The following is a 9,429-nucleotide window of genomic DNA, read 5'->3' on the forward strand; positions in this document are numbered from 1 at the left end:
GCAGGAGGAAGCAACTAATGCTGATGCCGAAGAGAGTCAAATACCGCCGCGTGCACCGCGGCCGTATGACCGGCAAGGCCACCCGTGGCAACACCCTGGCGTACGGCGAGTATGGCCTGGTGGCCACCGAGCCCGCCTGGATCACCAGCAACCAGATTGAGGCGGCCCGTATCGCCATGACCCGTTACACCAAGCGCGGCGGACAGGTCTGGATCAAGATTTTCCCTGACAAGCCCGTGACCAAGAAGCCCGCCNAGACCCGCATGGGTTCCGGCAAGGGTTCCCCCGAGTTCTGGGTTGCCGTTGTGAAGCCCGGCCGCGTCATGTTCGAGATCGCCGGCGTGTCGGAAGAAGTTGCCCGCGAGGCCCTGCGTCTGGCCAGCCACAAGCTGCCCATCAAGACCAAGGTCATCGCCCGCGCCGAGGAAGCAGGTGAGTAAGATGAAGGCAAGTGAAATTCGTNAGATTCGCAAAATGNCCCCGGAGCAGNTGAACGAGAAGCTGACGGGGCTGAAGAAGGACCTGTTTTTCCTTCGCATGCAGCACGCCACCAACCAGCTGGACAATCCCGTGNAAATCCGGGAGACCAAGCATGACATTGCCCGAGTCAAGACCGTGCTCCGGGAGCTCTCNGCTTCCGGCAAGNAGTGAGAAGGAGGTAAGGAAACATGGACGAGAAGAGAACTTCCTCCCGTAAGACCCGGGTTGGCAAGGTGGTCTCCGACAAGATGGACAAGACCGTCGTGGTCGCCATCGAGGACCGGGTGGCCCACCCCCTGTATAAGAAGATCGTCGGCCGCACCTACAAGCTGAAAGCTCACGACGAGCAGAACAGCTGCGGAATCGGCGACAAGGTAAAGGNGATGGAGACCCGCCCCCTGTCCAAGGACAAGCGCTGGCGCGTGGTTGAGATCATCGAGAAAGCGAAGTAAGGAGGCGTCGAGACATGATTCAGCAGGAAACCTTCCTGAAGGTCGCCGACAACACCGGCGCCAAGGAAATCAAGTGCATCCGCGTCCTGGGCGGTTCCAAGCGCAAATACGGGAACATCGGGGATGTGATCGTGGCCTCCGTCCGCAAGTCCGCCCCCGGCGGCACCGTGAAAAAGGGCGAAGTGGTCAAGGCCGTCATCGTCCGCTCCGCCAAGGGCATCCGCCGGAACGACGGAACCTATGTCCGGTTCGACGACAACGCCGCCGTCCTCATTAAGGACGACAAGAACCCCCGCGGCACCCGCATCTTTGGGCCCGTGGCCCGCGAGCTGCGGGACAAGGACTACATGAAAATCCTGTCCCTGGCTCCCGAAGTGATTTGAGGAGGGCAAAGACATGTCTATGAATATCAAAAAGGGCGACANAGNCGTCCGGCTCTCNGGCGACGGCGGTAAGGACAAGGACCTGAGCACCCACCAGGGCAAGGTCATTGCCACCCTGCCGAAGGAGAACAAAGTCGTGGTGGAGGGCATGAACCTGGTCACCTGCCACATCAAGCCCCGCCGTCAGGGCGAGGAGGGCGGCATCGTCAAGCGGGAAGCCGCTATATACGCCTGCAAGGTCCAGGTGGTCTGCCCCAAGTGCGGCAAGCCCACCCGGGTGGGCCACAAGGTAGAGAAGAAAACCGNGGCCGGCAAAGAGAAAAACGTCAGCGTCCGCATCTGCAAGAAGTGCGGCGCCGAGCTGTAAGGGAGGAGGAGTGAAACATGGCTGATAAGAAAGTGCCCAACCTCAAGGCGAAGTACGCCTCCGAGGTCGCTCCCGCCCTGATGAAGCAGTTTGGCTATAAGAGCGTCATGCAGATTCCCAAAATCGACAAGGTGGTCGTAAACGTGGGCTGCGGCGAGGCCAAGGAAAACGTCAAGATTCTGGACAACGTGGTCCGGGACCTGGCCCAGATCACCGGCCAGAAGCCCATCATCACCCGTTCCCGGAAGAACATCGCCAACTTCAAGCTCCGTGAAAATATGCCCATCGGCGCGAAGGTCACCCTCCGCGGCGAGAAGATGTGGGAGTTCCTGGACCGCCTCTTTAACGTGGCCCTGCCCCGCGTCCGTGACTTCCAGGGCATCAGCCCCAACGCCTTCGACGGCCGGGGCAACTACGCCCTGGGCATCCGGGAGCAGCNGATCTTCCCCGAGATCGANTATGATAAAATNGACAAGATNCGGGGCATGGACGTGGTCATCTGCACCACCGCGCACACCGACGAAGAGGCCCGCGCCCTGCTCACCCAGGTCGGCGCGCCCTTCGCCCGCTAAGGAGGGAGAGAAGAATGGCTAAGAAATCCATGATTCTGAAGCAGCAGCGCCCCGCCAAGTACTNCAGCCGNAAGTACAACCGCTGCAAGCTCTGCGGCCGTCCCCACGCGTATCTCCGGGACTACGGCGTGTGCCGTATCTGCTTTAGGGAGCTGGCCTATAAGGGCGAGNTTCCCGGCNTCCGCAAGGCTTCTTTCTAANAACCCCGGACTTGTTTTGTGAACAGAGGCCTTAGATATGGGGCCTTTGGGNTAACGGATAGCGAAAGGTCATGGCCAATCGGGATGGAACCNAATTGGTCATGATACCTCGCTACCGCAGCGGTTTTAAAACCGCAACTCTNAAATAGGAGGAACTTACACCATGCATATCACCGATCCGGTTGCGGATATGCTCACCCGCNTCCGCAACGCCGTCAGCGCGAAACACGACACCGTGGATGTCCCCGCTTCCAACATGAAAAAGAGCATCGCTNAGATTCTGCTGGACGAGGGCTATATCAAAAATTTCCAGATCGTGGACGACGGCACCCAGGGAAAGATTCACATCACCCTGAAGTACAACGCGGGCAAGGAAAAGGTCATCACCGGCCTGCGCCGCGTCTCCAAGCCGGGCCTTCGGGTCTACGTGGGCGCCGACGAGCTGCCCCGCGTGCTCCGCGGCCTGGGCATCGCTATCATCTCCACGTCCAAGGGCGTCATGACCGACNAGAAGGCCCGCGAGCTTCATGTCGGCGTCGAAGTCCTGGCGTTCGTCTGGTAAGGAGGGTATTGAACAATGTCTAGAATCGGCAGAATGCCCATTACCGTCCCCGCCGGCGTGACCGTGAACATCGCCGAGGGTAATGTGGTCACTGTGAAGGGACCCAAGGGCCAGCTGACCCGCGCGCTGCGCCCGGAGATGATCATTGAACAGGAAGGCACCACGATCACCGTGAAGCGTCCTTCCGAGGATAAGCTGCACCGCAGCCTCCACGGCCTGACCCGCACGCTCCTGCACAACATGGTGGTCGGCGTGACCGACGGCTATGCCAAGGAGCTGGATGTCAACGGCGTGGGCTACCGTGTGGCCAAGGAGGGAAGCAACCTGGTNATGAACCTGGGCTATTCCCATCAGGTGATCGTTTCGGAGGTGGAGGGCATCACCATCGAGGTTCCCTCCCCCAATAAAATCATCATTCGCGGCTGCGACAAGGAGGCCGTGGGCCAGTTTGCCGCCGAGGTCCGCGAGAAGCGCCCGNCCGAGCCGTACAAGGGCAAGGGAATCAAGTATACCAATGAAACCATCCGCCGCAAGGTCGGTAAGACCGGCGCCAAGAAGTAAGGAGGTGTGCCGAAATGATTAAAAGACCCAATACCAACGCCCAGCGCATGAAGCGCCACAAGAGGGTGCGCGCCAAGATCTCCGGCACTCCCGAGATGCCGCGCCTGAACGTGTTCCGCAGCGAGGCCAACATCTACGCCCAAATCATCGACGATGTCGCCGGCGTGACCCTGGTCTCCGCTTCCTCCCTGGATAAGGCCGTCGAAGGCTACGGCGGGAATGTCGCCGCAGCGGAGGCCGTGGGCAAGCTCGTGGCCGAGCGTGCCAAGGCCAAGGGTATCGAGACCGTGGTGTTTGACCGCGGCGGCTACCTGTATCACGGCCGTGTGANGGCCCTGGCCGAGNGCGCCCGCGNGGGCGGCNTGCAGTTCTAAGGAGGGAGGAACGTTCAATGCCTAGATTTGAAAGAGAGCAGAGCGAGTATATCGAAAAAGTCGTGTACCTGAACCGCGTTTCCAAGACCGTGAAGGGCGGCCGGGTCATGAAGTTCTCCGCCCTGGTGGTCGTGGGCGACGGCAAGGGCAAGGTCGGCTACGGCCTGGGCAAGGCCGCCGAAGTTCCCGAGGCCATCCGCAAGGGCATCGAGGCCGCCAAGAAAAATATGATTACCGTNACTCTGGCGGGCACCACCCTGCCCCATGAGACCATCGGGGAAGCCGGCGCGGGCCGGGTGCTGATGAAGCCCGCCGCCCCCGGTACCGGCGTTATCGCCGGCGGCGCGGTCCGCGCCGTCGTGGAGGCCGCGGGCATCAAGGACATCCGTGCCAAGAGCCTCCGGTCCAACAACCCCAACAACGTTGTCGCCGCCGCCTTCCAGGGACTCAAGAGCATGCGCGGTCCCGAGGAGGTTGCCCGCATCCGCGGGAAGAGCGTCGAAGACATCGTGGGTTAAGGAGGCAACAAACGTGGCAAACTTAAGGATTGAGCTCGTCAAGAGCCTGAACGGCCGCCTGGAAAAGCAGGTTGCCACCGCGCATTCCCTGGGTCTGCGCAAAATCGGTGACGTCACCGTGCAGCCCGACAACGATCCCACCCGCGGAAAAGTGGCGAAGATCGGCTATCTGCTGCAAGTTACCGAAGAGAAGTAAGGAGGCGCCAAACATGAAATTAAGCGAACTGTCTCCCGCCGAAGGTTCCGTCCGGCAGGCATACCGCAAGGGCCGGGGCGTCGGCAGCGGCAACGGAAAGACCGGCGGCCGGGGCCACAAGGGTCAGAAGGCCCGCTCCGGCGGCAAGGTCCGCGTGGGCTTCGAAGGCGGCCAGATGCCTCTGGCCCGCCGGGTCCCCAAGCGCGGCTTCAACAACATCTTCGCCAAACCCCTGGAGGTTGTGAACCTCAGCGCCCTGAACGCGTTCAGCGACGGGGACACTGTCACTGCCGAGGCGCTGCTGGAAAAGGGCGTCCTCAGCAAGTGCGAGTACGGCTTCAAGGTCCTGGGCAACGGGAAGCTCACCAAAAAGGTCACTGTCAAGGCCAACGCTTTTTCCGCGTCTGCCAAGGAGGCCATCGAGGCAGCCGGCGGAAAGGCGGAGGTGAAGTAACGTGATCCAAACCGTTCGCAAAGCCTGGGCCATCCCCGAGCTGAAAAAGAAGATCGTCTTCACGCTGCTGATTCTGCTGATCTTCCGCATCGGCAACGCCATCACCGTCCCCTATATCGACGTGGCCCAGCTGGAAGCCCAGCTCAGGGGCATGGGCGNCACGATTCNGGGANTGNACAACGTGATGAGCGGCGGCGCTTTCGCCACCGCCCNGGTCTTTGCCCTGAGCATTCAGCCCTATATCAACAGCTCCATCATCATTCAGCTGCTCACCGTGGCNATCCCCTACCTTGAAAATCTGGCCAAGGACGGCGGCGAAGAGGGCCGGAAGAAAATCCAGTCCATCACCCGCTACACCACCGTGGCCATCGCCATNCTCCNGGCCGTGGGCTATTACTTCATGATGGACCGCTACGGCATCCTGGCCCCCGGGGCCGAGGGCATCTGGCCCGCTTTGGTCATCATCGTGTCCTTCATCGCCGGTTCCTCCTTTGTCATGTGGATGGGCGAGCAGNTCACCGAGTTCGGTNTGGGCAACGGCATTTCCATCATCCTCTTCACGGGCATCGTCTCCCGGGTCCGCAGCATGATTTCCAGCATGGCCCAGGGCGTGAGCCGGTGGTCCGCCATCAACAGCGGCGCCATGACCGCAGCGAGCCTGACCGAGGCCGGCTACACCGCCGACCAGGCCCAGCAGCTCCTGGACAGCGCCATGCCTCCCTGGGGCGTAATCCTGCTTTTAGTGGGCGGCCTGGCCCTCATCGCCTTCATCGTGTTCATCAACGACGCCGAGCGCCGCATCCCCGTGCAGTACGCCAAGCGTCAGGTGGGCCGGAAAATGTACGGCGGCCAGAGCAGCAACCTGCCCATGAAGGTGAGCATGGCCGGCGTCCTGCCCGTCATCTTCGCCCAGAGCATCGCCTCTTTGCCCATCACCATCTGGAGCTTCGTGGGCATCCCCGCCGTGGGCACCGTGTCCCGGAGCATCTATGANNCCATCGACACGAAGTCGGTGATGTNTATGGTGGTCTATTTCATCTTGATTATCGGCTTTGCCTATTTCTACTCCAGCATCCAGTTCAACCCCGTGGAAATTGCCAACAACATGAAAAAGCAGGGCGGCTTTATCCCCGGTTTCCGNCCCGGCNAGCCCACGGTGGACTTCATCCGCAAGGTGCTGAATAAGATTACCCTGTTCGGCGCCATCTACCTGGGCATCGTGGCCATCTGCCCCCTGATCATCGGCCGCATCCTGGGCAACAACTCCGTGGCCATCGGCGGCACCTCCGTCATCATCGTGGTGGGCGTGGCGCTGGAGACGGTCAAGGCTCTGGAATCCCAGATGCTGATGCGTCAGTACAAGGGCTTCCTGGAGTAATCGAGAGACAATATTGGATGCCGGCGCCGGGCGGGGCCGTGGAGCTCCGCCCGCGCCCGGAATACAGGAGGGGTTAACCATGAAATTNATCCNGTTGGGCGCCCCGGGCGCCGGAAAGGGAACACAGGCCGACATCCTGTGTGAAAAGCTGAACATTCCCACCATCTCCACCGGCAACATCNTCCGCGCCGCCGTGAAGAACGGCACCCCCACGGGCTTGAAGGCCAAGGCTTTTATGGACGCGGGGCAGCTGGTGCCCGATGAGGTANTCATCGGCATCATCTCCGAGCGGCTGGAGGAGCCGGACTGCGCCGGGGGCTACATCCTGGACGGGGTGCCCCGTACCATCGCCCAGGCCGAGGCCCTGGAGAAAGCCGGAATCGTCTTCGACGCCGTGGTCTCCCTGGAGGTCAGCGACGAGACGATTATGGAGCGCATGAGCGGCCGCCGGGTCTGCCCGGACTGCGGCGCCAGCTACCACGTCGCGGCGGTGCCCCCCAAGGCGGAGGGCGTGTGCGACAAGTGCGGCGGGAAATTGATTCAGCGCAAGGATGATGCCCCCGAGACGGTGAAGTCCCGCCTCGAGGTCTATCATAAGGAGACGGAGCCCCTCAAGGCGTTTTACGCGGAGNGGGGCCTGCTNAAGACGGTGGAGAACCAGCCGACTGTGGAAGCCAATACCCAGGCGATCCTCCGCGTTTTGGGNAGATGACGGGATGATCACCCTGAAATCCTCCCATGAGATCGACTTGATGCGCCGGAGTGGAAAAATTACCGCGGCTGCCCGTGCCTTGGCAGGGGAAATGGTAAAGCCCGGCGGCGTGACAACCCAGGAGATCAACGACGCGGTGGAGCGGTTTATCCGCCAGCAGGGGGCGGTCCCGTCCTTTCTCCATTACAACGGCTACCCAGCCAGCGCCTGCATCAGCGTCAACGACGAAATCATCCACGGCATCCCCGGAAAACGGGTCCTGCAGGAAGGTGATATCGTCAGCGTGGACGTGGGCGCGTACATCGGGGGCTTTCATGGAGACTGCGCGGCGACATTCCCCTGCGGAAGGATTTCCCCGGAGGCCCAGCGCCTGATCGACGTGACCAGGCAGAGCTTCTTCGAGGGCATCCGCTTCGCCCGGGAGGGACAGCGCCTTCAGGACGTCTCCGCGGCGGTNCAGGCCTATGNGGNGCNAAANGGCTTNTCNGTGGTCNGGGAATACGTGGGCCACGGCGTGGGAGCCAAGATGCACGAATCGCCGGAGATCCCAAATTACGGCCGCCCAGGCCACGGCCCCCGGCTTCTCCGGGGAATGACCCTGGCCATCGAGCCCATGGTCAACGCCGGTTCCGCCGCCATCACTCAATTGAGCGACGGCTGGACGGTGAAGACCGCCGACGGANAGTGGTCGGCCCACTATGAAAACACGATCCTGATTACCGATGGCGCGCCGGAAATTTTGACGGCCCCCNCTATTTGACAACAGGTGAGAGAGAACGCATGGAGATTGCTAAATCAAACATCGTCCGCTCCAACGCGGGGCGGGACAAGAGTAAGCTCTTTGTCGTCCTGGCGGTGGAGGGAGAGTACCTCCTGCTGGCGGACGGAAAATCGAGAAAGGTGGAATCCCCGAAGCGGAAGAAGCGCAGGCATGTGCTCTTCGTCTCGGCGGAGGAGACCCGCCTCGCCGAAAAGATCAAGAGCGAGGAGAAGATCANCAACAGTGAGCTTCGCAGGACGCTCGCGGCCTGCCGCGAGGCGATCCAGCCGGACCAGGAGGGATAACGTTTGGCAAAATCCGACATGATTGAANTGGAAGGTGTTGTGGTGGAGGCCCTGCCCAACACGACGTTCCAGGTTGACATTGGAAATGGTCACATGATTCTGGCGCATATTTCCGGGAAACTGAGGATGAATTTCATCAGGATTCTGCCCGGCGACAAGGTCACGGTGGAGATGTCCCCGTACGATCTGACCCGGGGCCGGATCACCTGGCGCAGCAAATGANANCANACGACGTAAACCGCTGAAAGGAATGGTTGCAGACTATGAAAGTAAGACCGTCCGTGAAGCCCATGTGCGAAAAGTGCAANGTTCNCCGCCGCAAAGGCCGTGTTATGGTCATTTGCGAGAACCCGAAGCACAAGCAGAGACAGGGCTGAGAATTGAAATTGGAGGTGCTTTAAAAGTATGGCACGTATTGCCGGTATTGACCTGCCGAAGGATAAACGTATCGAAATCGGCCTCACCTATATCTACGGCATTGGACGCAAGAGCGCCAAGGACATCCTGGCGAAGTCCGGCGTGAACCCCGACACCCGGGTGAAGGACCTGACCGACGCCGACGAGCAAAAGCTCCGTGACGCCATTGACGACTACACCGTCGAGGGCGACCTCCGGCGGCAGACCGCCCTGGACATCAAGCGGCTCAGCGAAATCGGCTGCTACCGGGGCCTCAGGCACCGCAAGGGCCTGCCCGTCCGGGGCCAGCGCAGCAAAACTAACGCCCGCACCCGGAAGGGACCCAAGAAGACCATCGCCAACAAGAAGAAGTAAGGAGGGAGAAACAGTATGGCAGCACAGAAATCCGGCGGTAAGAAAGTCATCCGCCGCCGCCGTGAGCGGAAGAACATTGAGCGTGGCCAGGTCCATATCCGTTCTTCCTTCAACAATACCATGGTAACCGTCACCGACGCCCAGGGCAACGCCATTTCCTGGGCCTCCTCCGGCGGCCTCGGCTTCCGGGGCAGCAAGAAGTCCACCCCCTTCGCGGCCCAGACCGCGGCGGAGACCGCCGCCCGCGCCGCCATGGAGCATGGGCTCAAGACCGTGGAAGTGTTCGTCAAGGGACCCGGCCAGGGCCGTGAGGCCGCCATCCGGGCGCTGCAGGCCGTGGGCCTGGAAGTGACGATGATCAAGGACGTCACCCCCATCCCCCAC

At 61.2% G+C, this 9,429-nt stretch carries 20 protein-coding genes and 1 pseudogene; all 21 read left to right on the top strand.

Annotation, left to right across the window (positions count from 1 at the left end):
- Nucleotides 1-17 precede the first annotated feature (17 nt).
- Nucleotides 18-440 (top strand): 50S ribosomal protein L16, encoded by a 423-nt coding sequence (gene rplP, locus JX325_RS09045; protein ID WP_204790833.1) that lies wholly within the window; start codon nt 18-20, stop codon nt 438-440.
- 1 nt (nt 441) lies between these two features.
- Nucleotides 442-651 (top strand): 50S ribosomal protein L29, encoded by a 210-nt coding sequence (gene rpmC, locus JX325_RS09050; protein ID WP_204790834.1) that lies wholly within the window; start codon nt 442-444, stop codon nt 649-651.
- A 17-nt stretch (nt 652-668) separates the two neighbouring features.
- Nucleotides 669-932, top strand: a complete 264-nt coding sequence (gene rpsQ, locus JX325_RS09055; RefSeq protein ID WP_204790835.1) for a 30S ribosomal protein S17 — start codon at nt 669-671, stop codon at nt 930-932.
- Nucleotides 933-946: 14 nt separating this feature from the next.
- Nucleotides 947-1,315, top strand: a complete 369-nt coding sequence (rplN, locus tag JX325_RS09060; protein WP_204790836.1) for a 50S ribosomal protein L14 — start codon at nt 947-949, stop codon at nt 1,313-1,315.
- A gap of 13 nt (nt 1,316-1,328) precedes the next feature.
- The gene (rplX, locus tag JX325_RS09065) at nt 1,329-1,682 is read left to right on the top strand and encodes a 50S ribosomal protein L24 (RefSeq protein WP_204790837.1); all 354 of its coding nucleotides are present in this window, start codon (nt 1,329-1,331) and stop codon (nt 1,680-1,682) included.
- Between the two features lie 17 nt (nt 1,683-1,699).
- Nucleotides 1,700-2,254: a 50S ribosomal protein L5 gene (rplE, locus tag JX325_RS09070; RefSeq protein WP_279380522.1), complete on the top strand. Its 555-nt coding sequence runs from the start codon at nt 1,700-1,702 to the stop codon at nt 2,252-2,254.
- Nucleotides 2,255-2,268: 14 nt separating this feature from the next.
- Nucleotides 2,269-2,454 (top strand): type Z 30S ribosomal protein S14, encoded by a 186-nt coding sequence (locus tag JX325_RS09075; RefSeq protein WP_204790838.1) that lies wholly within the window; start codon nt 2,269-2,271, stop codon nt 2,452-2,454.
- A gap of 163 nt (nt 2,455-2,617) precedes the next feature.
- Nucleotides 2,618-3,016 (top strand): 30S ribosomal protein S8, encoded by a 399-nt coding sequence (gene rpsH, locus JX325_RS09080; protein ID WP_204790839.1) that lies wholly within the window; start codon nt 2,618-2,620, stop codon nt 3,014-3,016.
- Between the two features lie 15 nt (nt 3,017-3,031).
- Nucleotides 3,032-3,577: a 50S ribosomal protein L6 gene (rplF, locus tag JX325_RS09085; protein ID WP_204790840.1), complete on the top strand. Its 546-nt coding sequence runs from the start codon at nt 3,032-3,034 to the stop codon at nt 3,575-3,577.
- 14 nt (nt 3,578-3,591) lie between these two features.
- The gene (gene rplR / locus JX325_RS09090; RefSeq protein WP_204790841.1) at nt 3,592-3,951 is read left to right on the top strand and encodes a 50S ribosomal protein L18; all 360 of its coding nucleotides are present in this window, start codon (nt 3,592-3,594) and stop codon (nt 3,949-3,951) included.
- Nucleotides 3,952-3,968: 17 nt separating this feature from the next.
- Nucleotides 3,969-4,469, top strand: coding sequence for a 30S ribosomal protein S5 (gene rpsE / locus JX325_RS09095; RefSeq protein ID WP_204790842.1), 501 nt, complete (start codon nt 3,969-3,971; stop codon nt 4,467-4,469).
- 13 nt (nt 4,470-4,482) lie between these two features.
- Complete coding sequence (gene rpmD / locus JX325_RS09100) at nt 4,483-4,665, top strand: 50S ribosomal protein L30 (protein WP_204790843.1); 183 nt, start codon at nt 4,483-4,485, stop codon at nt 4,663-4,665.
- Nucleotides 4,666-4,678: 13 nt separating this feature from the next.
- Nucleotides 4,679-5,119 (top strand): 50S ribosomal protein L15, encoded by a 441-nt coding sequence (gene rplO, locus JX325_RS09105; protein WP_204790844.1) that lies wholly within the window; start codon nt 4,679-4,681, stop codon nt 5,117-5,119.
- 1 nt (nt 5,120) lies between these two features.
- A complete protein-coding gene (secY, locus tag JX325_RS09110; RefSeq protein WP_204790845.1) occupies nt 5,121-6,497 on the top strand; it encodes a preprotein translocase subunit SecY in 1,377 nt (458 codons plus the stop codon).
- 79 nt (nt 6,498-6,576) lie between these two features.
- On the top strand, nt 6,577-7,209 hold the full coding sequence (locus JX325_RS09115; RefSeq protein ID WP_204790846.1) for an adenylate kinase: 633 nt from the start codon (nt 6,577-6,579) through the stop codon (nt 7,207-7,209).
- Between the two features lie 4 nt (nt 7,210-7,213).
- Nucleotides 7,214-7,969 (top strand): annotated as a pseudogene (map, locus tag JX325_RS09120) (type I methionyl aminopeptidase).
- 20 nt (nt 7,970-7,989) lie between these two features.
- Complete coding sequence (locus JX325_RS09125) at nt 7,990-8,274, top strand: KOW domain-containing RNA-binding protein (protein WP_204790847.1); 285 nt, start codon at nt 7,990-7,992, stop codon at nt 8,272-8,274.
- Between the two features lie 3 nt (nt 8,275-8,277).
- A complete protein-coding gene (gene infA, locus JX325_RS09130) occupies nt 8,278-8,496 on the top strand; it encodes a translation initiation factor IF-1 (protein ID WP_204790848.1) in 219 nt (72 codons plus the stop codon).
- Nucleotides 8,497-8,537: 41 nt separating this feature from the next.
- Entirely contained in the window at nt 8,538-8,651 is a 114-nt protein-coding gene (gene rpmJ, locus JX325_RS09135) for a 50S ribosomal protein L36 (RefSeq protein WP_204790849.1), read from the top strand.
- A 28-nt stretch (nt 8,652-8,679) separates the two neighbouring features.
- The gene (gene rpsM / locus JX325_RS09140) at nt 8,680-9,045 is read left to right on the top strand and encodes a 30S ribosomal protein S13 (protein WP_204790850.1); all 366 of its coding nucleotides are present in this window, start codon (nt 8,680-8,682) and stop codon (nt 9,043-9,045) included.
- 15 nt (nt 9,046-9,060) lie between these two features.
- A partial coding sequence (gene rpsK, locus JX325_RS09145; protein ID WP_204790851.1) for a 30S ribosomal protein S11 occupies nt 9,061-9,429 on the top strand: 369 nt, incomplete at its 3' end.

Origin of the sequence: Oscillibacter sp. CU971 (assembly GCF_905219725.1) — a bacterium.
Lineage (GTDB): Bacteria > Bacillota > Clostridia > Oscillospirales > Oscillospiraceae > Oscillibacter.